Origin of the sequence: Halomonas cerina (assembly GCF_014192215.1) — a bacterium.
GTDB classification, from domain to species: Bacteria; Pseudomonadota; Gammaproteobacteria; order Pseudomonadales; family Halomonadaceae; genus Halomonas; species Halomonas cerina.
Genome location: NZ_JACHXP010000003.1, coordinates 108018 through 128005 on the forward strand (window position 1 = coordinate 108018; position 19988 = coordinate 128005).

Genomic DNA, 19988 nt, shown 5'->3' on the forward strand with positions numbered 1-19988 from the left:
TCCCTCAAGGTAGCCAATCGACGGGTCACCGTGGCCGGACGGCAGCGGTTGCGTTTCGGTCATGGCATGCCAAGCTTTACTTACCACTCATATAGTGATGAACCTTGCCGAGTGTACGGCATCACATCAGCAGGTTCGTCGCGAGGTCGACGGTCATGATCAAGCCCCTTTGCACATTGCGTGTCTGGCTCTTGCTGGCAAGCGTGCTGTGTCTGACCCTGGGCGCCCTGCTGGCCTGGCAGGCCCAGGCGCAACAGGGCGAGCGGGTGGCCGTGGTCATCGCCGTGGACGGTGCCATCGGCCCGGCCATCAGCGATTATTTTCAGCGTGGCCTGGAGCATGCCGAGACGCGCGGTGCCGAACTGGTGGTGATGGAGATGAACACTCCCGGCGGGCTCGATGCCTCGATGCGTGACATGATCAGCACCATGCTGTCCTCCCCCGTGCCGGTGGCCATCTATGTCTCGCCGGCAGGCTCCCGGGCGGCCAGCGCCGGCACCTACCTGTTGTATGCCAGCCATGTGGCGGCCATGGCTCCGGCCACTCATCTGGGGTCGGCCACACCGGTGCAGATCGGCGGCGGGGGAGGGTTGCCCGGCCTGGGGGAGCCCGAACAGCCGACGGATGACCGCGCGTCGGAGGAGGGCGATACGCAGGCGCCCGCCGATCCGGAGGGCGGCGATGAGGCCGCACCGGCGGAGGACGAGGGCACCGCCGGTGACACGGCCGAGCCGGCGAAGAGGCGTGGCGAGACCGCCATGGAACGTAAGGTGCTCGAGGATGCCGTGGCCTATATCCGCTCGCTGGCCGAGCGCCACGGCCGCAACGCCGACTGGGCCGAGGCGGCGGTACGCGAGGCGGTCAACCTCACTGCCCGGGAAGCGCTGGAGCGGGACGTCATCGATGTGGTGGCCGAGGACATTCCCGACCTGCTGGCCCAGATCGACGGCCGCTCGGTGGTCATGGCGCATGGCGAGCGGACCCTCGAAACCGCCAACCTGACCCTGGAGCGTTTCGATCCCGACTGGCGCACCGAGTTGCTGGCGGTGATCACCAATCCCAACGTCGCCTACTTCCTGATGATCATTGGCTTCTATGGCCTGATCTTCGAGCTCTCCAACCCGGGAAGCCTGGTGCCGGGGACCATCGGCATCATCTGCCTGCTGCTGGCGCTGTTCGCCTTCCAGGTGCTGCCGGTCAACTATGCTGGACTGGCGCTGATCCTGGTGGGCATGGGGCTGATCGTGGGCGAGGCGCTGATGCCCAGCTTCGGTATCCTGGGCATCGGTGGCATCGTCGCCTTCGTGATCGGTTCGGTGATGCTGATGGATGCCGAGAACCTGAATATCTCGCTGCCGCTGATCGGCGGCGTCGCCCTGGTGGCGGCGGGCCTGATGCTGTGGATCATGACCCGTTTTCTGGGACTGCGTCGGCGTCCGGTGCGCACCGGTCAGGAGGAACTCGTCGGCCAAGAGGCCCGGGTGCTGGAAGACTTCCAGGGCCAGGGGCATGTGCGGCTCCACGGCGAGCGCTGGAACGCCTATAGTCCCCGTTCGTTGCGCCGCGGGCAGGCCGTGCGCGTGGTCGGCATCGATGGCCTCACCGTCGAGGTCGAACCACTGGAACGCGAGTCCTGAAACGGCCGGTGAGACATCGGTCATCAAAGTCGAGGAGAGACCATCATGATGATTTCCTATCTCGTACCGGTCGTTCTGGTGCTGATGCTGCTGGCGGCCTCGATCCGCATCCTGCCCGAGTACAAGCGCGGCGTGGTGTTCTTCCTGGGGCGCTTCCAGGCGGTGAAGGGGCCGGGGCTGTTCATCATCATCCCAGGCATCCAGAAGATGGAGGTCGTCGATCTGCGGGTGATCACCATGGACGTGCCCGAACAGGATGTCATCTCCCAGGACAACGTCACCGTCAAGGTCAATGCCGTGCTCTACTTCCGGGTGGTGGATCCGGAGAAGGCGATCATCCAGGTCGAGCACTTCGTCAATGCCACCAGCCAGCTGGCGCAGACCACCCTGCGTTCGGTACTGGGCAAGCATGATCTGGACGAAATGCTTTCTGAGCGCGATAAGCTCAACGATGACATCCAAGAGATCATCGACGCCTCGGCGGAGGGCTGGGGCATCAAGGTCGCCAACGTCGAGATCAAGCACGTCGACCTGGACGAAAGCATGATCCGTGCCATCGCCCGCCAGGCCGAGGCCGAGCGCGAGCGACGCGCCAAGGTCATCCATGCCGAGGGGGAGCTGCAGGCCTCGAAGAAGCTCGTTGAGGCTGCCCATGTCATGTCGGCCAATCCGGCGGCGCTGCAACTGCGTTACCTGCAGACCATGAACGACATGAGCAACAAGAACGCCTCGACCATCGTGGTGCCACTGCCTATCGATCTGATGGAGGCATTCAGGCAGATGGGCGGCTCGGCAGGCGGGCCGACGGGAGATAAGCTTTCCGGTGCGGCACCGTCCACCGATGTGGAGGGCGACGACGAGCAGGACTCTTTCGAGGCGGACACGACGCAGGCCAGGGCGGAACAGGCCGAGTTCCTCGAGCGGGGCCAAGACGAGCAGGACCGGGACAAGCAGCAGAAAGACGAGGGCTAGCAGGGCCGGATGAAACGATGGCGGCGCCTTGGTACCGGGACCCTGGTAATGAAGGGGCTCTACGAGCGTCGCCTGGCGCGCCGGCGCTGCCGGGATGCGCGGCAGCATGTTCTCTGCTAGACTCCAGCGCTCTTGTCGGTAGCGATCGAGAAACCCTGGAACGCTTCCGTTAATACAAAGCAAGGGAAACAACAGAACGTGATGACTCCCCTGGCCGGGCTGGTCACGCCGCCCTAGTGCACCCTCCCTCTTTTCGGCGATGCCACCGTCAGCGGTGCGTCATGGCCGGATATCACACGGATGTCCCGGGCGCCCGGCGTCCGCTTCCGTCTTCTCCATGATGAATCCGTCATCGGCAACAGCATCCCCGGGTGCCAGGGGAGGCATGTGCACGACTCGATCCCGGCACCCCACGCCATGACAATCACCCTCGACTGGACCGCAGCATGTACGAAAAGATGAAACTGAGTTGGTTCTCCAACCTCAAGGGCGACACGCTATCCGGCATCGTCGTGGCCCTGGCCCTGATTCCGGAGGCCATCGCCTTCTCGATCATCGCCGGCGTTGATCCCAAGGTGGGTCTCTACGCCTCCTTCGCCATCTGCGTGATCATCGCTTTTGCCGGCGGACGCTCGGGGATGATCTCGGCGGCCACCGGCGCCATGGCGCTGCTGATGATTACCTTGGTCAAGGAGCACGGCCTCGAGTACCTGCTGGCCGCCACATTGCTCACCGGGGTGCTGCAGATCATCGCGGGATATCTCAAGCTCGCCGACCTGATGCGCTTCGTGTCGCGCTCGGTGGTCACCGGCTTCGTCAACGCCCTGGCGATCCTGATCTTTATGGCTCAGTTACCCGAGCTGACCAACGTGACTTGGCACGTCTACGTCATGACGGCGGCGGGGCTCGGTATCATCTACCTCTTCCCGCTGGTGCCAGTGGTTGGCAAGACTCTGCCCTCGCCGCTGGTGTGCATCTTGGTGCTCACTGCCGTCTATCTGCTCACTGGCATGGATATCCGCACCGTGGGCGACATGGGCGAGCTACCCGACAGCCTGCCGGTCTTCTTGTGGCCCGAGGTGCCGCTCAACCTCGAGACGCTGATGATCATTCTGCCCTACTCGCTGATGCTCACCGTGGTGGGCCTGCTCGAGTCGATGATGACGGCCACCATCATCGATGACCTGACCGATACCGGCAGCGACAAGAACCGCGAGTGCAAGGGCCAGGGCATCGCCAACATCGGTGCCGGCCTGCTGGGCGGCATGGCGGGCTGCGCGATGATTGGCCAGTCGGTGATCAACATCAAGTCGGGGGGGCGTCGTCGCCTGTCGACCCTGATCGCCGGTGTCGCCCTGCTGATGATGGTGGTGTTTCTGGCTGACTGGGTATCGCGGATTCCCATGGCTGCCTTGGTGGCGGTGATGATCATGGTGGCCATCGGGACGTTCAGCTGGTCGTCGATCCGTGACCTCAAGAAGCACCCCATGAGCACCAACGTCGTCATGGTCGCCACCGTGGTCGTGACCGTGGGCACCCACAACCTGGCCATCGGTGTCTTCGTCGGCGTGCTGATCGCCGCCATGAACTTCGCCAACAAGGTGGGCAATATCCTCTACATCGGCTCCGAGGAAGCCGATGGGGGCAGCCACCGCATCTACAAGGTGGTGGGCCAGGTGTTTTTCGCTTCGTCCGAGCGCTTCGGCGCGGCCTTCGATTTCAAGGAGACGGTAAAGAAGGTCACCATCGATCTGTCACGCGCCCACTTCTGGGACATCACCGCCGTCCAGGCCCTGGACCGGGTGGTGATCAAGTTCCGCCGCGAGGGCACCGACGTCGAGCTGATCGGCCTTAACGAGGCGAGTGCCACCATCGTCGACCGCTATGCCGTGCATGATGACCCGGAAGCCGTCGAGAAGTTGATGGGCGGCCATTAACGACCAACCCGCCGCACCAACCCTCTGTAATGGGGCGGTGGGATGGTGTAGAACGGGAGCAATGACAACTTACTCCAGTTTCAGGACAAGATGATGACCGAACAGGTGATGGCCGCCATCGATGGCTCGCAGTTTTCCGAAGGAGTGTGCGACTATGCGGCCTGGGCCAGCCGGGCGCTCGACGCGCCGCTGACCTTTCTGCACGTAGTCGACAACCATCCCCAGACCGCCGAGGCCGATCTCTCGGGCAATATTGGCCTGGGCTCCCGGGAGCACCTGCTCGAGGAGCTGGCCCACCTCGATGAGCAGCGCGCCAAGGTGGCCCAGGAGCAGGGGCGGCTGATGCTCAAGGCGGCCAGCGAGCGCGCGGTCGAGGCCGGTGTGGTCGAGCCGCGCACGCGACAGCGCAACGGCACCCTGGTGGAGACCTTGAGCGAGTTGGAGGACGAGACTCGCCTGGTGGTGCTGGGCAAGCGCGGCGAGACGGCTCACCAGGACAGCGGCCACCTGGGCTCCAACCTGGAGCGGGTGGTACGCAGCCTGCACCGGCCGATCCTGATGGTGCCCGCCACCTTCAAGCGCCCCGAGAAGGTGATGATCGCCTTCGATGGCAGCAAGACCACCCGCAGGGGGGTGGAAATGCTGGCGAAGAGCCCGCTGTTCGATGGCATCCCGGTCCATGTGATGATCGTCGGGGCCGAGACCGGCGACAATCGCTCCCAGCTCGACTGGGCACTGACCACGCTGCACGAGGCGGGTCATGTGGCCGAGGGCGAGATCCGTGCCGGCGAGGTGGAAGAGACCCTGCGCGCCTACAAGGAGCAGCACGGCATCGACCTGGTGGTGATGGGCGCCTATGGGCACTCGCGGATCCGTCACCTGCTGGTCGGTAGTACCACCACCGCGGTGCTGCGCAAGGCGGACATGCCGGTGCTGCTGCTGCGCTGATCTTTCATGCGGTATGAGTGACACGCCATCGCCGGCCCACGGGCCGGCGATGGCGTGTCAGGCCTCCCGGGCCTCGCGACTGGCGAGCACCTCCTGGGCCAACAGCCAGCCGGCGACGAGCATGGCCAGCATGCCGGTCAGTACGACCCGGAAGTCGGCCCCCAGGTCCAGTACCACCCCCAGCAGCGCTGGTGCAATGCCCGTGGAGAAGACCATGGCGGCGCTGAGCGTCGAGCGCACCGTGCCCAGGTGCTCGGCGCCCCACAGGCGCACCAGCAGGCTGGTGGCGATGGGCTCCTGGGCGCCCATGGCCAGGCCCCCGCCCACCATCAGTACCCAGACGCCGAGGTGCCCGCCCCAGGCGATCGCCATCCCCAGCGCCACGGCATAGGGCAGCAGGTAGAGCCGGGCCAGGCGCACCGGGCCCAGCCGGTCCACCCAGCGCCCTCCCAGCAATGCCCCGGGCAGCTTGGCGATCCCCATGCCGGTCAGTGCCAGGGCATAGACGCTCAGGGTGCTGCCCAGGTCCTCGGTCATGCGGGCCTGGTAGATGAACAGGCCGGTCATGGTCACCGGCAGGGTCATCAGCAGCGGCAGCAGCAGCCAGAAGCGCCGCTCGCGGAAGGGGCTCGGCCCCTCGCGGCGCTGGCCTCGCGCCGGGCGGCTCCCCGGCGCCTGGGGCCAGGGACCGCGCAGCAGCAGTGGTACCCAGAGCCCGGCCAGTACCAGCGCGAACAGCCACCAGAGCTCCCGCCAACCCAGCCATACCAGTAGCGCAGCCATCAGCGGTGGCAGGGCCGTCTCGCCCAGCATGATGCCCATTCCCACCAGGCCCAAGGCACGGCCGCGCAGTTCGACGAACTCGCGGCCGGCCAGGGTGTTGCCCAAATGGGTCAGCATGCCCTGGCCGCACAGGCGCACCAGGCCCAGTCCCAGCAGCCCCAGTCCCCACCAGGGGGAAAGGGTCAACAGCAGCAACCCGCCCAGCAGAGTCAGCAGCACCACACAGGCGAAGCGCCGCGGTGCCACCCAGTCGATGACGGGGCCGACGCGCAGCATGGCGAAGCCCGCCACCAGGGTCACCAACGCATAGGCGCTGCCGAACTGGCCGGCACTGAACCCTAACCGCTCCGAGATCGGTGCCTGGAAGAGGCCGATGAAGAAGCTCTGGCCGAGACTCGAGGAGAACATTGCCAGAAAAGCGATGGCCAGTAGTCCACGATGATCCCGCAGCAGGGTGCGGTAGCCCATGGTCAGACTCCCTTGTCCGAGATGAGTGCAGCGGCCGCTGCCCGGTGGCAAGATGAGGAGATGGCGGTTCGCCCGCAGAGAGCGATACATGATACCAGCCCTATCGGGGGTGGCCTCTCCGAGTCCTGCTGCCACTCTTTGCCGTCGGAGGTCTAGATGAACCATCCCGAACTGGATATGGAGACAGTTGAGAAGCGTCTTCTCGCTTTGCGCGAGGAACTGCTTAAGCAGAGCGACTCAAGCCGCGAGGCTCGCGATACCGTGATGCTCGACCAGACCTCGGTAGGGCGACTCTCGCGTATGGATGCCCTCCAGGGCCAGGCGATGGCCAAGGCCGAGGAGGCGCGCCGCCAGTTGGCGCTGCGCCGCATCACGGGGGCCCTCTCGCGCATCGAGCGCGGCGAGTACGGGGAGTGCATCGAGTGCGGCGAGTGGATCGGCGCCAGGCGCCTGGAGTGGAATCCCTTGGCCCTCAAGTGCATAGAATGCGCCGAGTGATCCGCCGAACTCCGCAGGGCAAGACATGGGACAGGTTAAGACAGCAAAAGGGAGATGAGCATGACCATCGAACGACACGATACCAAGGCCCGCATGAGCCGGGCGGTGATCCACGACGGCGTGGCCTACCTGTGCGGTCAGGTGGCCGGCCCCGAGGCCCGCCATGGCGATATCACCACGCAGACCGAGAGTATGCTGGCCCGCCTCGACGCCCTGCTCGAGGAGATCGGCTCGGATCGCCAGCACCTGCTCACGGCGACGATCTATCTCAAGGAGGGCCACGACTTCGCGGCCATGAACGCGGTCTGGGATGCCTGGGTACCCGCGGGACATGCCCCGGCACGGACCTGTGTCTGCGCGCCGATGCCGGCCGACGAGCTGCGGGTGGAGGTCACCGTCACCACCCTGGTGAAGAAGGGCCGCTGAGTGTTGCCCCGTGCGCCGGCACGCAGGAGGCCGGCCGTGTCAGGGGGCCGGTCTTTCCTGGCATGTGGTGTGCCGATTCACGACGTGCCGCGGGGGGGCTCGAGGGGGTAGCGGGTCTCCTTCAGGCTGTCCTTGATCTTCTTGAGGTGGGGCAGGAAGTCCTCGCCACGCCGCAGGGTGACGCCGGTGGCCAGGACGTCGATCAGGGCCAGCTGCACCATCCGTGAGGTCATCGGCATATAGTAGTCGGTATCCTCCGGGGCACTGACCTCCAGTGTCTCGGTGCACTCGGCGGCCAGCGGCGAGCCCGGCGCCGTGATGCCCAGCACCACGGCCCCATTGTCACGGGCCAGGCGGGCGATGTCGACCAGTTCCCGTGTCCGTCCAGTGTAGGAGAGCACTACCACCACGTCGCCGGTGTGACAGGCCGAGGCCACCATGCGCTGCATCAGGACGTCCACATAGGCCGTCACCGGCAGGTTGAAGCGGAAGAACTTGTGCTGGGCGTCCTGGGCCACGGCGCCGGAAGCACCGAGGCCGAAGAAGTGGATCTGCTTGGCCTGGATCAGGAAGTCCACCATGCGCTCGATGCGGGCCGGGTCGACCTCCCGGCTGGCCTGGTCCAGGGCGGCGATGGTGGCACCGAAGATCTTGCCGGTATAGGCGACGGCGGAGTCATCGGGCTCCACGGCCTGGCTGACATAGGGGGTGCCGCCGGCCAGGCTCTGGGCCAGCTTGATCTTGAAGTCGGGATAGCCCTTGGCGTTGAAGCTGCGACAGAAGCGATTGACCGTCGGTTCGCTGACCGAGGCCGCCTGGGCCAGGGTGGCGATGCTCATGCTGGTGGCCGCCCCCGGGTTGGCCAGGATCACGTCGGCAACCTTGCGTTCGGAACGGTTGAGCTCATCGAGGCGGTGGCGGATGCGATCCAGCAGATCATGACTGACCATGGGCGGGGAAATCTCCATGACGGCGAAACGCCCTCTCGGCGCCGCGGGTAAGGGGCGGATGATGTGGTGATTTAACTACATTATGCTGAAGATCGTACCGCGCTGCGGGCGCTTTCGGCCAGTCCTTGGCCGAGGCGGGTGGTAAGACATGGATGTTTTGTAGTAAAGTTACAAAATATCTTTGCGAGCGGTAGGATTCTTCGCTAGTATTTTGCTAAGTTAACAAGATGGGGGCGGACATGAGTCAATTCAAGCGGACCGGTGAGGCGCGTTCCTCCGACGTCATCGGTACGGCGGTCGATTTCGTGCTGTTCGGTGCGCTCGGCGACCTGTCTCAGCGCAAGCTGTATCCCGCGCTCTACCAGCTCGATCGCGAGGGCCTGCTCGATGACGACACACGCCTGCTCGGTGTGGCCCGGTACGAACTGGACGACGACGGGTTCAGGGGCAAGGTGGAGGCGGCCCTGAAACAGCATGTCAAGAGCGCCGAGCTGGACCGCGCGGCCGTCAAGCGTTTCCTGGCCCGCTTCACCTATTGTCGGTTGGACTTCAGTACCCCGGAGGGCTATCAGGCCATCCGCGACTGGCGCCAGGCGGGCAGCGTGCGCCCCATGGTGGTCTACCTGGCGGTCGGGGCGAACCTCTATGGCGATATCTGCCGTCATCTCGAGGCCAGCGGTAGTCTCGACGAGCGCAGCCGTGTGGTCGTCGAGAAGCCGATCGGCCATGACCTGGTCTCCAGTGGCGAGGTCAACGATGCCATCGGCGCGGTCTTCCCCGAGTCGCGGATCTATCGTATCGATCACTACCTGGGCAAGGAGACCGTCCAGAACCTGATCGCCCTGCGCTTCGCCAACCCGCTGTTCGGCACCCAGTGGAACCAGAATCACATCTCCCACGTGGAGATCACGGTAGCCGAGAAGGTCGGCATCGAGGGACGCTGGGGCTACTTCGACCAGGCGGGTCAGCTGCGTGATATGGTCCAGAACCACCTGCTGCAGCTGGTCTGCTTGATCGCCATGGACCCCCCGGCCAACCTCGACGCCGACGCCATCCGCGACGAGAAGGTCAAGGTGCTCAAGGCGCTCAAGCCGTTCACCGACGACATGCTGGGGCGCGACGTGGTCCGCGGTCAGTACATCGCCGGCACCGCCGACGGGGCGAGCGTGCCCGGCTACCTTGAGGAAGAAGGGGCCAACACCGAGAGCCACACCGAGACCTTCGTGGCCATGAAGACCGGGGTGGCCAACTGGCGCTGGGCGGGCGTGCCCTTCTACCTGCGCACCGGCAAGCGCCTGCCGGAGAAGCTCTCCCAGATCATCATCCACTTCCGCCAGCAGCCCCATTACATCTTCGATCCCGACCAGCGTGCCCTGGCGGCCAACAAGCTGGTCATCCGCCTGCAGCCGGAAGAGGGTATCGCCCTGGAAGTGCTGACCAAGGACAGCGGCCTGGACAAGGGCATGCGGTTGCGCCGCGGGCCGCTACACCTGGATTTCAACAGCGCCTTCCCCAAGTCACGTATCCCGGATGCCTATGAGCGGCTGCTGCTCGAGGTGATGAAGGGCCAGCAGTACCTGTTCGTGCGCCGCGACGAGGTGGAGCATGCCTGGCGCTGGTGCGACAGCCTGATCGACGCCTGGCAAGATCGTGATGAGGCCCCGCGCCGCTATCCTGCCGGCTCCTGGGGGCCGGTCGCGTCCATCGCCATGATCACCCAGGATGGCCGCAGCTGGTATGAGGACTACTGAGATGACGAACACGATGCCGACTCCCCGTGAGCAACTCGCTCACCAGCTGGCCGAGGCCGTGGCCGAGGCCCTGCGCGCCGACCTGGCCGTTCAGGACAAGGCGCTGCTGGTGGTCTCGGGTGGCTCCACCCCGGTGCCCTTCTTCGACGCCCTGGCCGCCCATGACCTTCCCTGGGGGCGTATCCAGGTGACCCTGGCCGATGAGCGCTGGGTCAACGAGCAGGCCGACGACAGCAATGCCCGCCTGGTGCGCGAGCACCTGCTCCAGGGGCCGGCCACCGAGGCGACCTTCGTGCCGCTGACAACCGCGGATGCGACCCCCGAGCAGGGCGCCGCTGAGGTAGGCGAGCGTCTCGAGCGCCTCGCCTGGCCCGCCAGCGTGGTGATCCTGGGCATGGGCGGTGACGGCCATACCGCCTCGCTGTTCCCGGACAGCCGTGAGCTCGATCTGGCGCTGGCCACCGATGAACCGGTGGTGGCGGTGCGCACGCCCAGCAAGCCCCAGCCGCGCATCACCCTCAGTGCCGAGCGGCTGCATCGGGCGCGCCGGCACTTCCTGCACATCAGCGGCGAGGACAAGCGGGCCGTGCTGGCCAGGGCCCTGGCCGGCGATGGCAGCCGCGAGTTACCTATCCGCGCCTTCCTCGCCTGCCCGCTGGGCATCTATTGGGCCCCCTGAGCACCTTTCGGCCCGACCCTATCTGGAGCAAACGACATGACCATCGACAAGCAACTGCCGTCCACCCGCACCACCGAGCTCGACAGCATCTGCCTTAAGGCCGAGGTGATCCCGGTGCTGGCGATCCAGCGCGTGGAGGATGCCGTGCCGCTGGCCAAGGCCCTGGTCGAGGGGGGCATCATGGTGCTCGAAATCACCCTGCGTACCGACTGTGCCCTGGAAGCCATCCGGCGCATCAAGGAAGCGTTGCCCCATGTCAGCATCGGCGTGGGGACCGTGCTGACCCCTGCTCAGTATCGTCTGGCCGAGCAGGTCGGGGCCGACTTCGTGGTGACGCCGGGCACTACCGAGGCGCTCTATCGCTACGGCGTGGAGAGCCCGGTGCCGATGCTGCCCGGCGTGGCCACCGTCTCCGAGCTGATGGTCGGCTGGCAGTACGGCTATCGCCGCTTCAAGTTCTTCCCCGCCGAAGCCAGCGGCGGCGTCAAGGCGCTCAAGGCCTTCGCCGGGCCGATCGCCGAGGCGCGCTTCTGCCCCACCGGCGGCATCAACCTGGACAACGCCGACGACTACCTGGCCCTCAACAACGTGATGTGCGTGGGCGGCTCCTGGCTCACGCCCAAGTCACTGGTCGACGCCGGCGACTGGAACGCCATCCGACGGCTCGCCCGTGAGGTAGCTGACCGCTTCCATCACTGAGTTCCCATCTTTCCGAGTGCTCTCTCGACAGCCAGTCGCTGTCCTTTCCGCCCGGCCGCAAGGCCGGGTTTTTTTGCCGCTCACAGCATTCCAAGTACACCGCGCAACGACTGCTCCACGGCGGCCATCTCCTCGGCGGTGAGAGTGGTCAGCGGGCCCTCGCCGAGTCGGGTCGGGTCTAGCGCTCGCGGCTTGTCGATGACCACATAGGAGTCCACCAACAGGCGGTCGCGGGTGGGCAGGGGTACGCGAAATCGCTGCCATCCCGGCCGGAACTGGGTGGTCAGCGGCAGCACGATCACCGTTTCGGCGCCAGCCTGCGTCAGCGCATCGGCCTGCATGACCAGGACCGGTCGAGCCTTGCCTACTTCGTTGCCCCGGGTGGGATTCAGGTTGCCGACCCAGACCTCTCCGCGACGGATCATTTCCACCACCGCGCGTTGGGGTCGACGCCGGCATCATGCTCCGTGCGGATCAGGGCGTCCAGATCATCGTCTGGCATTTCGTCTGACAACTCGCCAGACACCTCCCGGCCAAGGGCATCATCCTGCCACTCGCGCATCTCCTGCACCATGTCCTGGATGAACCGCTCCCTCTCACGGCGCAGCACGTATTCCTGTACTGCCTCCCGCACTAGCTCGGAACGCCCCTTATGGGCCAGACGGGCCTCCTCGGCAAGCTTGCGTTCCAGGTCCTCGGGGAAGCGAATGCTCAGTGTTGACATTGCTACACCTCGCGCTGCGTTGGGTATGACGAATCATAAGACAATTTGCAGTGGAAAATGCTCCGCGGGAGCAAGGGGGTCGCCCTGTCCAGTCATGGGCTTCCGGGTGGCTGTATTCCAAGGCACTGTGCCTCGGAATACAGCCACCTGGGCGATGGCAGGCAACGCCCGGCGCCGGGCAGGAGGGTGGCGCGGTCAGGTCGTCAGGCGCTGCAGGTCTTCACGGGTCGGCAGGGCGTCATAGGCGCCGGGCCGGGTGACCGCATGGACGCCGCAACGGCAGGCGACGGTCACCGCCTCGGTCAGGAAGGTCTCGTCATCATGCCAGCCTTCCAGTCCGTGCCGGGCGAGCATGGCCAGCAGGCCGCCGATGAAGGCATCACCGCCGGCGGTGGTGTCCACCGGCTCGACGGCGGGGGGCGTCACCACCAGCGACAGGCCGACGCCCGCCACGCGCACGTCGTCACCGCCATCGGTGATCACGATCAGCTTGACGCCGGCAGCCAGGCGCTCGGCCAGCCAGGCGTCCTCGGGATGGTCGGCGCGCAGGTAGTCGACTTCTTCACGGGAGAGCTTGAGCAGGCTCGCCGCGTCCAGCAGGCGGGTGACCAGGGCGATGTCGGCGGCGCCCTCTTCCCACAGATTATGGCGCAGGTTGGCGTCGACGCTGACCAGGCAGCCGGCCCGCGCGGCCATCTCGGCCATGGCCAGGGTGGTCTCGGCGATGGCTGGCTCGGTCAGGCTATTGCTGCACAGGTGCAGGATGGCCGGCTCGGCGAAGATCCCCGCCGGCAGGTGTTCCACGCGGTAGAGCAGGTCGGCGGCGGGGGGGCGGTAGAAGTCGAAGGTGCGCTCTCCGGTCGCGTCCCGGGACACGAAGGCCAGGGCGGTGCGGGCCTCGCGGGTACGGACCACGCCCGAGATATCCACGCCGTGGGCGGCTAGCGCCTCGGCGATGAAGTCCCCGAAGTGATCATCGCCGAGCATGCCCAAAAAGCGGCTGGGCACCCCTAGCCGGGCGCAGGCCACGGCCACATTGGCGGGGGCGCCGCCGGCATAGGGGGTAAAGGTCTCCGGCCCGTCCTGGGTATCTCCCAGGCGGCTGGAGAGCATGTCGACGAGGGCCTCGCCGAAGGCGATAACGGGCGTCATGGTGGTGTCCTCAATCATTGTCGTGGTCAGGCACGAGGTGTCAGGCCACCTCGTGACCGCGGGCCGCCTCGAGCAGCGCATACCAGCTGGCACGGTCGAGGGTCTGGGCGGCGTCACGCCGGAGTGTCGCGATACGTTCGGCCTTGAGGCTGCCGATCACCGGCAGGGGACGGCCGGGCAGGGCGCGTAGCCAGGCCAGCGCCAGGCCGGCGGGAGAGGCGTCACGCTCCTCGGCGAGGCGCGACAGCCGCTCGCCGGTCTCGCCCTGCAGGCAGGCGCCGCCGCCCAGCGGCGACCAGGCCATGGGCACCTGGCCGTCGCCGACCACGGCGTCGAACAGGCCGTCAAACAGCGGGGTGGCATGAGCCAGCGAAAGCTGCAGCTGGTGGGCGACCAGGCGATGCGACATGGCCGCCTGCAGTCGACGCCAAGCCTCGGGCAGGAAGTTCGAGACCCCGGCGGCGCCGATCTTGCCGGCGGCGATGGCCTCATCCAGTGCCCGGGCGGTGGCCTCGGCGTCCATCAACGGGTCGGGTCGGTGGAGCAGGAAGTGGTCCAGGTGCTCCACCCCGAGGCGGGCCAGGGCGGCGTCGATGGCTGCGGTCACGTAGTCCGCCGAGCTGTCGTAGTGCTTGACGGCGAAGGGCGAGGCGTCACGCGCGGGCACGACGATGCTGGCCTTGGTCACTATCCGGACCCGCTCCGCCAGGCCGGGGCGGGCGCCCAGGGCGTCGCCGAACCGCGTCTCGCCGGCCCGGTCGCCGTAGATGTCGGCATGGTCGAACCAGCACAGGCCCTCGTCGAGGCGGGCCTCGATCCAGTCGGCCAGGGCGGTGGGAGCCTGCAGGTCGCGGGCCTCATGCAGGGCCATCATGCCCAGGGCGAAGGGCACGTCGAAGATCGCGCGGGTGTCGCTCATGCGTCACTCGCCAGGGAAAGGGTGGTACCCAGCAGGTGCTGGGCGCCGGGGACCAGCCACACCGGGTCGAGCCGGGTGTTGGCCGACTCGACGCACAGGAAGTGGCGGCTGGCCTCGGCGGAGGTGTCGTCGGGCAGGGTGTCGCCGGGATGCCAGATCACCGCCGAGTCGCTGCCTTGGCGGGCGACGCGCAGCCGGCGCCCGCCGTCGTCGAGGACCAGCTCGGCATTGGTGTGGTAGAGGCGGTCCAGGCCGCCGCGCACCCCCAGCTCGCCCTGCTGCTCGCGCTCGGCGAAGTCGGCCAGCTTGTCCAGGTAGCGCGCGCCGGCCAGCCCCTCCACGCGGCAGGCATGGGCCTCGACCACCGCCAGGTAGCTGTGCAGGGCGCCGGTGATCTTCACCGGCGTCTCGCCGACGTGCTCGGTGATCAGCTCCACATGCAGGCGTTGGGCATTGGCCTGGACCACCGCCCGGGGGACTAATTGGGAGTGCAGCCGCTCGACCGGGGTGAGGTGCAGCTCCAGCCCCTCCTCGTGCTCGTCCACAGCCTCGAGGCGCCAGTCGGCCTTGCGCGCCGGGCCGTGCAGGGGGCCGGAGCGGTCCGGGGACTCGTCGGCGGTGCGCTCGTCGGCGAACCAGGGCCAGCACAGCGGGATGCCGCCGCGAATCGCCCCGGGCAAGGCTTGGGGGGAGGGCGTGACCCATAGCCAGCCACCGGGGACCAAGGACTCCTCGGCGTCGTCTTGCGATGCCGAAGCGCCGGCAGCTTGCGCCTCGTCGGGCGCCGACGAGGCGCCTTCGGCGGTCGCGGCCTCCGGCGATGCCGGTAGAAAGTGAAGGACCTGGGCGCCCTGGAGCGATACGGCGAGCTCGCCCCAGGGTTCCCTGGCCAGCCAGACCTCGCGGCCGGCCCAGTCGACACGGCGCTGGCCGTCGGTGGCGTCCAGCAGGGCGCGCAGGGATGCGGGAATCATTCATCCTCCTCCGTCGAGCTACTCGACCTCTTCGTTGTGCAGGGCCTCGGCGGCGCCCAGCAGGCCCGTCCAGGGGGCGGTCACCACCTGCACCGGGATATTGCCGGTGTAGGCGCTCATGCGGCCCTTGGCGGCGAAGGCCTCGAGGAAGCGGCTCTCCGGCAGCCAGTCGAGCAGGCGCGGCAGGATGCCGCCGCACAGGTAGACCCCGCCCCGGGCGCCGAGGGTGAGCGCGGCATCGCCGCTGACGTCGCCGAGGATCTTCAGGAAACGCAGCAGGGTATCACGGGCCACGCCGTCACCGCTGCCGGCCGCCTCGGTGACCTCGGCGGGAGTGGCGTAGCGGGGCGGGGCGCCCTTCAGCGAGCAGTGGGCCAGGTAGAGGTCGAGCAGGCCCTGGCCGCACAGCAGCCGCTCCACCGAGATCCGGCCGTAGCGGTTGCGGAAGTGGCGCAGCAGGTTCTGTTCGCGCTCGTCGGTAGGGGCGAAGGTCACGTGGCCGCCCTCGGTGGGCAGCGGGATCCAGGCATGCCGGCCGGGAAAGACCCCGGCGACGCCGAGGCCGGTGCCGGGGCCGATCACCAGGCGGGCGGCATGGGGCGCCGCCTCGCCGGCCTGGACGGTGACCAACTGGTCGGCGGTGACGTGAGGCACGCCCAGCGCCTGAGCCATGAAGTCGTTGATCACCTTGAACAGCGTAAGCCCCAGGGCCTCGCGCACCGCGGTCTTGGTGAAAGCCCAGTGATTGTTGGTCATCACCACTCGTTCGCCGTGCACCGGGCAGGCGAAGGCCAGGCAGGCCTCCCGTGGCGCGCGAGCACCGATGGCGCCGACCCGTGTCAGGTAGTCGCGGATGGCCGACACCGGGCCGTCGTAATCGGCACAGGGCAGACTCTGGATGTCGTGGGGGTCGACGGCGCCCGGCGTCACCAGGGCCAGGCGGGCGTTGGTGCCGCCGATGTCACCGATAAGAGCGGGTCGGGTCATGGCAGGGCCTCAGGCGTCCAGGTCGTGGATCAGGCCCTCCTGGCGGGCCAGGTCGTCGGCCTCGAAGCCACCGAACACCCCGGCGCCTTCCTCGCCACGCATGGCCAGGTGGCGGAAACCGCCGAACAGCTCGCGACCCAGGCCCACGTGGTAGTGGTCCAGCTCGGCGACGTGCTTTTCGCGGTCGGCCCAGGTATGGGCGTCGATCTTGACCTCGAGGCGGCCGGCGTCGGCATCCAGGCGCACGATGTCACCATCACGCAGCTTGGCGAGCGGGCCGCCGTCCAAGGCTTCGGGGCTCATGTGGATGGCCGCCGGCACCTTGCCGGAGGCGCCGGACATGCGCCCGTCGGTGACGAGTGCCACCTGGTAGCCGCGGTCCTGGAGCACGCCGAGGTAGGGGGTCAGCTTGTGCAGCTCGGGCATGCCGTTGGCCTTGGGGCCCTGGAAGCGCACCACGGCGATAACGTCTCTATCCAGTTCGCCGGCCTCGAAGGCGGCCTGGAGCTCGTTCTGGTCCTCGAAGAGCTTGACCGGGGCCTCGACCACGCGGTGCTCGGGCTTGACCGCCGAGACCTTGATCACGCCGCGTCCCAGGTTGCCGTCGAGCACGGTGAGGCCGCCGGTAGGGGCGAAGGGATCCGCCACGCCGCGCAGCACCTCGGTGTCGAGGCTCTCGGTGGGGCCTTCGCGCCAGACCAGCTTGCCGTCCTCGAGGAAGGGTTCCCGGGTGTAGGCGGTCAGGTCGGTGCCGAACACCGTGAGGATGTCGGCGTGGATCAGGCCGGCTTGGATCAGTTCGCGGAACAGCAAGGCCATGCCGCCGGCGGCCTGGAAGTGGTTGATGTCGGCCTGGCCGTTGGGATAGACCTGCATCAGGCTCGGGGTCACCGCGGACAGCTCGGTGAAGTCGTCCCAGGTGATGGTCAGGCCCGCCGCGGCGGCCATGGCCACCAGGTGCATGGTGTGATTGGTGGAACCGCCCGAGGCCAGCAGGCCGACGATGGCGTTGACGATGGCGCGCTCGTCGATCTGCTGGTAGAAGGGGCGATAGTCGCCACCGGGCTCGGTATTGCGGATGGTCTGTTCGGTGGCGAAGGCGGTCAGGGCCTCGCGCATCTCGGTGCTGGGGTTGACGAAGGAGGTGCCGGGCAGGTGCAGCCCCATCATCTCCATCATCAGCTGGTTGGAGTTGGCGGTGCCATAGAAGGTGCAGGTGCCGGGGCTATGGTAGGACCGCGATTCGGCCTCGAGCAGGTCCTCGCGGCTGGCCTTGCCCTCGGCGAACAGCTGGCGGATGCGCGCCTTCTCCTTGTTGGGCAGGCCGCTGGGCATGGGGCCGGCCGGCACGAACGTGGCCGGCAGGTGGCCGAAGCGGGCCGCGGCGATGAACAGGCCCGGGACGATCTTGTCGCACACGCCGAGGTACAGCGCGGCGTCGAACATGTTGTGGGACAACCCCACGGCGGTGGCCATGGCGATGACATCCCGGGAGAACAGCGAGAGCTCCATGCCCGGCTGGCCCTGGGTGACGCCGTCGCACATGGCGGGCACGCCGCCGGCGAACTGGGCGGTGGAGCCCATCTTGCGCGCGGCCGCCTTGATGGTGGCCGGGAAGGCCTCCAGCGGCTGGTGGGCGGAGAGCATGTCGTTGTAGGACGAAATGATCCCCAGGTTGGCCGAGTTCATCAGCTTCAGGGCATTCTTGTCCTCGGCGCCGCAGGCGGCGAAGCCGTGGGCCAGGTTGCCGCAGCTGAGCTCGCCGCGGTGCACGCCGCGGCGGTGCTGGTCGGCCATGCGGCTCTCGTAGAGGGCGCGACGCTCGGCGCTGCGCTCGCGGATGCGTCGGGTGACGGCAGCGACGGTGTCGTTGAGGGCGGGGGTTGCACTGACCATGGAGCACCTCGGCTATGTCTATTTGGTAAGTTTACCAATATCTATTGCGATATTCCGCCTATCCTAGTCGGTTTTCCGCCTGTTTTGTAGTTTTATTACCTTAAAGTCCAAGAAGCCGGATCAGCCATCGGCGGTAGGGCGGGTTGAGCAGCCCGACGGCGCTGCGTCGCGACTGGAGGAAGACACCGCGTGCCAGGCTGAAGCGCAAAAAGCCTGCCTCCCCCCGGTAGGCCCCCATACCGCTCGCGCCGACACCGCCGAAGGGCAGAGCAGGCACGGCGTTGTGCCACAGAGTGTCATTGAACACCACGCCACCGGAGTGGGTCTCTTCCAGCAGGCGTCGGCGCAGATCGGCATCGTCGGTGAAGGCATACAGCGCCAGCGGGCGAGGACCCTCGGTGACCCGCGCCAGGGCGGTGTCCAGGTCACGAACGCCGATCACCGGCAGCCAGGGACCGAAGACCTCCTCGTGCATGATCGCCAGGCCTTCGTGCGGGTCGATCACCAGGGTGGGCGGCAACTTGGCGCCACCGTCGGGGAGAGCGACGTGCTCTCCCAGTTCGATCACCCGGCAGCCGTGGTCGCGGGCCTCGTCGAGCATGGCCGTGAGGCGCCGGCGCTGCGCCTCACCCGGCACGGCGCTGTAGTCCTCGCTGGCGCTGCCCCGGGGGTAGAACGTCGTCACCGTCCGCGTCATGGCATCGATGAACTCGACGAGCCGGGAGGCTTCGATCAGGACGTGGTCCGGGGCGATGCAGGTCTGGCCGGCGTTGAGCCACTTGCCGAAGGCGATGCGCTCGGCGGCCTTCTCCAGGTCGGCGTCGGTCCCGATGATGACCGGGGTCTTGCCCCCCAGTTCCAGGGTAACCGGGGTCAGGTTGGCAGCGGCGGCGCGGGCCACCTCGTGCCCGACACGCGCGCTGCCGGTGAACAGCAGGTGATCGAAGGGCAGGGCCGAGAAGGCGCGCGCCACGTCGGTGTCGCCGGTCACCACGCAGAGTTCGTCCGGCGCGAAGTAGCGCTCGGCCAGCCGTGCCATCAGGGCACTGGTGGCCGGCGTCTGTTCGCCGGGCTTGATCATCACCCGATTGCCGGCGGCGAGGGCATCCACCGCCGGCATCCAGGCCAGGTGCCAGGGATAGTTGGACGGCGCGATGATACCCACCACCCCCAGTGGCTGGCGGTACACTCGGGCCCGCCCGGGGAGCAGGCGCCAGGGCACCGTGGCGCGCTTCGGGCGCATCCAGCGCCTGAGGTGCCGCCTGGCGTAGTGAATGGCCATCCGCAGGGGCGTGATCTCCGCCAGCCGTGTCTCGGCGTCGGCGCGGTGGCCGAAGTCCTGGCGGATGGCCTGAATGATCTCGTCGCGGTGGCGTCGGGTCATGGCATCGAGGCGGGCGAGGCGGTCGTGGCGACGCCGGGCCGAGGGGAAGGGCTCCACGGCGAAGGCTCGGCGCTGGGCCTCCAGACGAGCCGACAGCGCTTGGGCGTCGGACATGCGCGTCTCCCATGAGCAGCGGGTTGGAAGGGACGGGAAGGTCTGCGCACAATGTAGGCGCTTTGCCGGTGCCTTGTCAGCCGGCCCTCC

18 protein-coding genes and 1 pseudogene are annotated in these 19988 nt (G+C 67.3%); 9 read left to right on the forward strand and 10 right to left on the reverse strand.

Going from position 1 to position 19988, the window contains the following annotated elements; translation table 11 throughout:
* Nucleotides 1–155: 155 nt before the first annotated feature.
* The 4 genes and pseudogenes from FHR94_RS03865 to FHR94_RS03880 all read left to right on the forward strand — a co-directional run bounded on the left by FHR94_RS03865 (nt 156) and on the right by FHR94_RS03880 (nt 5494).
* Nucleotides 156–1637, forward strand: a complete 1482-nt coding sequence (locus FHR94_RS03865; RefSeq protein WP_183324305.1) for an NfeD family protein — start codon at nt 156–158, stop codon at nt 1635–1637.
* Between the two features lie 45 nt (nt 1638–1682).
* Nucleotides 1683–2421 (forward strand): annotated as a pseudogene (locus FHR94_RS03870) (slipin family protein); the annotation flags it as partial.
* A 634-nt stretch (nt 2422–3055) separates the two neighbouring features.
* Nucleotides 3056–4546 (forward strand): SulP family inorganic anion transporter, encoded by a 1491-nt coding sequence (locus FHR94_RS03875; protein WP_183324306.1) that lies wholly within the window; start codon nt 3056–3058, stop codon nt 4544–4546.
* Nucleotides 4547–4639: 93 nt separating this feature from the next.
* On the forward strand, nt 4640–5494 hold the full coding sequence (locus FHR94_RS03880; RefSeq protein ID WP_183324307.1) for a universal stress protein: 855 nt from the start codon (nt 4640–4642) through the stop codon (nt 5492–5494).
* Nucleotides 5495–5551: 57 nt separating this feature from the next.
* Here the strand turns inward: FHR94_RS03880 and FHR94_RS03885 are convergent, their stop codons facing one another.
* Nucleotides 5552–6745 carry an MFS transporter gene (locus tag FHR94_RS03885; protein WP_183324308.1) on the reverse strand — a complete coding sequence of 398 codons (1194 nt, stop codon included), beginning with the start codon at nt 6743–6745 and terminating at the stop codon, nt 5552–5554.
* A gap of 156 nt (nt 6746–6901) precedes the next feature.
* Between FHR94_RS03885 and FHR94_RS03890 the strand changes: the two genes are divergently transcribed.
* Both FHR94_RS03890 and FHR94_RS03895 read left to right on the forward strand, forming a co-directional pair.
* Nucleotides 6902–7243, forward strand: coding sequence for a TraR/DksA family transcriptional regulator (locus FHR94_RS03890; RefSeq protein ID WP_183324309.1), 342 nt, complete (start codon nt 6902–6904; stop codon nt 7241–7243).
* A gap of 60 nt (nt 7244–7303) precedes the next feature.
* Nucleotides 7304–7669 (forward strand): RidA family protein, encoded by a 366-nt coding sequence (locus FHR94_RS03895; RefSeq protein ID WP_183324310.1) that lies wholly within the window; start codon nt 7304–7306, stop codon nt 7667–7669.
* Between the two features lie 77 nt (nt 7670–7746).
* Here the strand turns inward: FHR94_RS03895 and FHR94_RS03900 are convergent, their stop codons facing one another.
* Nucleotides 7747–8619 carry a MurR/RpiR family transcriptional regulator gene (locus FHR94_RS03900; protein ID WP_183324311.1) on the reverse strand — a complete coding sequence of 291 codons (873 nt, stop codon included), beginning with the start codon at nt 8617–8619 and terminating at the stop codon, nt 7747–7749.
* Between the two features lie 239 nt (nt 8620–8858).
* On the opposite strand from FHR94_RS03900, the gene zwf reads away from it, so the two are divergent.
* The 3 genes from zwf to FHR94_RS03915 are packed head-to-tail and all read left to right on the forward strand — an operon-like array spanning nt 8859 to nt 11748.
* Entirely contained in the window at nt 8859–10370 is a 1512-nt protein-coding gene (gene zwf / locus FHR94_RS03905) for a glucose-6-phosphate dehydrogenase (RefSeq protein ID WP_183324312.1), read from the forward strand.
* A gap of 13 nt (nt 10371–10383) precedes the next feature.
* Nucleotides 10384–11049, forward strand: a complete 666-nt coding sequence (pgl, locus tag FHR94_RS03910; RefSeq protein WP_183324472.1) for a 6-phosphogluconolactonase — start codon at nt 10384–10386, stop codon at nt 11047–11049.
* Nucleotides 11050–11085: 36 nt separating this feature from the next.
* Nucleotides 11086–11748 (forward strand): bifunctional 4-hydroxy-2-oxoglutarate aldolase/2-dehydro-3-deoxy-phosphogluconate aldolase, encoded by a 663-nt coding sequence (locus FHR94_RS03915; protein ID WP_183324313.1) that lies wholly within the window; start codon nt 11086–11088, stop codon nt 11746–11748.
* 80 nt (nt 11749–11828) lie between these two features.
* Here FHR94_RS03915 and FHR94_RS03920 read toward each other — a convergent pair whose 3' ends face one another.
* From FHR94_RS03920 to FHR94_RS03955, 8 genes are all read right to left on the reverse strand, one after another.
* On the reverse strand, nt 11829–12173 hold the full coding sequence (locus FHR94_RS03920; RefSeq protein ID WP_183324314.1) for a type II toxin-antitoxin system PemK/MazF family toxin: 345 nt from the start codon (nt 12171–12173) through the stop codon (nt 11829–11831).
* A complete protein-coding gene (locus FHR94_RS03925) occupies nt 12170–12472 on the reverse strand; it encodes a ribbon-helix-helix protein, CopG family (protein WP_183324315.1) in 303 nt (100 codons plus the stop codon). Before FHR94_RS03925 ends, FHR94_RS03920 begins: the two co-directional genes overlap by 4 nt.
* 195 nt (nt 12473–12667) lie before the next feature.
* On the reverse strand, nt 12668–13624 hold the full coding sequence (locus FHR94_RS03930; RefSeq protein WP_183324316.1) for a carbohydrate kinase family protein: 957 nt from the start codon (nt 13622–13624) through the stop codon (nt 12668–12670).
* A gap of 40 nt (nt 13625–13664) precedes the next feature.
* Nucleotides 13665–14543 carry an aldo/keto reductase gene (locus tag FHR94_RS03935; RefSeq protein ID WP_183324317.1) on the reverse strand — a complete coding sequence of 293 codons (879 nt, stop codon included), beginning with the start codon at nt 14541–14543 and terminating at the stop codon, nt 13665–13667.
* Nucleotides 14540–15517, reverse strand: a complete 978-nt coding sequence (locus tag FHR94_RS03940; RefSeq protein ID WP_183324318.1) for an aldose epimerase family protein — start codon at nt 15515–15517, stop codon at nt 14540–14542. Before FHR94_RS03940 ends, FHR94_RS03935 begins: the two co-directional genes overlap by 4 nt.
* An 18-nt stretch (nt 15518–15535) precedes the next feature.
* Nucleotides 15536–16504: a glucokinase gene (gene glk, locus FHR94_RS03945; RefSeq protein WP_183324319.1), complete on the reverse strand. Its 969-nt coding sequence runs from the start codon at nt 16502–16504 to the stop codon at nt 15536–15538.
* 9 nt (nt 16505–16513) lie between these two features.
* Nucleotides 16514–18400 (reverse strand): phosphogluconate dehydratase, encoded by a 1887-nt coding sequence (gene edd, locus FHR94_RS03950; RefSeq protein WP_183324320.1) that lies wholly within the window; start codon nt 18398–18400, stop codon nt 16514–16516.
* Nucleotides 18401–18500: 100 nt separating this feature from the next.
* Nucleotides 18501–19898 (reverse strand): coniferyl aldehyde dehydrogenase, encoded by a 1398-nt coding sequence (locus tag FHR94_RS03955; RefSeq protein ID WP_183324321.1) that lies wholly within the window; start codon nt 19896–19898, stop codon nt 18501–18503.
* Nucleotides 19899–19988 lie beyond the last annotated feature (90 nt).

Bases quoted from the DNA above. Each gene is read 5' to 3' on its own strand.
- FHR94_RS03865 (WP_183324305.1), top strand. From the start codon at position 156: ATGATCAAGCCCCTTTGCACATTGCGTGTCTGGCTCTTGCTGGCAAGC.
- FHR94_RS03875 (WP_183324306.1), top strand. From the start codon at position 3,056: ATGTACGAAAAGATGAAACTGAGTTGGTTCTCCAACCTCAAGGGCGAC.
- FHR94_RS03880 (WP_183324307.1), top strand. From the start codon at position 4,640: ATGACCGAACAGGTGATGGCCGCCATCGATGGCTCGCAGTTTTCCGAA.
- FHR94_RS03885 (WP_183324308.1), bottom strand. From the start codon at position 6,745: ATGGGCTACCGCACCCTGCTGCGGGATCATCGTGGACTACTGGCCATC.
- FHR94_RS03890 (WP_183324309.1), top strand. From the start codon at position 6,902: ATGAACCATCCCGAACTGGATATGGAGACAGTTGAGAAGCGTCTTCTC.
- FHR94_RS03895 (WP_183324310.1), top strand. From the start codon at position 7,304: ATGACCATCGAACGACACGATACCAAGGCCCGCATGAGCCGGGCGGTG.
- FHR94_RS03900 (WP_183324311.1), bottom strand. From the start codon at position 8,619: ATGGTCAGTCATGATCTGCTGGATCGCATCCGCCACCGCCTCGATGAG.
- zwf (WP_183324312.1), top strand. From the start codon at position 8,859: ATGAGTCAATTCAAGCGGACCGGTGAGGCGCGTTCCTCCGACGTCATC.
- pgl (WP_183324472.1), top strand. From the start codon at position 10,384: ATGCCGACTCCCCGTGAGCAACTCGCTCACCAGCTGGCCGAGGCCGTG.
- FHR94_RS03915 (WP_183324313.1), top strand. From the start codon at position 11,086: ATGACCATCGACAAGCAACTGCCGTCCACCCGCACCACCGAGCTCGAC.
- FHR94_RS03920 (WP_183324314.1), bottom strand. From the start codon at position 12,173: ATGATCCGTCGCGGAGAGGTCTGGGTCGGCAACCTGAATCCCACCCGG.
- FHR94_RS03925 (WP_183324315.1), bottom strand. From the start codon at position 12,472: ATGTCAACACTGAGCATTCGCTTCCCCGAGGACCTGGAACGCAAGCTT.
- FHR94_RS03930 (WP_183324316.1), bottom strand. From the start codon at position 13,624: ATGACGCCCGTTATCGCCTTCGGCGAGGCCCTCGTCGACATGCTCTCC.
- FHR94_RS03935 (WP_183324317.1), bottom strand. From the start codon at position 14,543: ATGAGCGACACCCGCGCGATCTTCGACGTGCCCTTCGCCCTGGGCATG.
- FHR94_RS03940 (WP_183324318.1), bottom strand. From the start codon at position 15,517: ATGATTCCCGCATCCCTGCGCGCCCTGCTGGACGCCACCGACGGCCAG.
- glk (WP_183324319.1), bottom strand. From the start codon at position 16,504: ATGACCCGACCCGCTCTTATCGGTGACATCGGCGGCACCAACGCCCGC.
- edd (WP_183324320.1), bottom strand. From the start codon at position 18,400: ATGGTCAGTGCAACCCCCGCCCTCAACGACACCGTCGCTGCCGTCACC.
- FHR94_RS03955 (WP_183324321.1), bottom strand. From the start codon at position 19,898: ATGTCCGACGCCCAAGCGCTGTCGGCTCGTCTGGAGGCCCAGCGCCGA.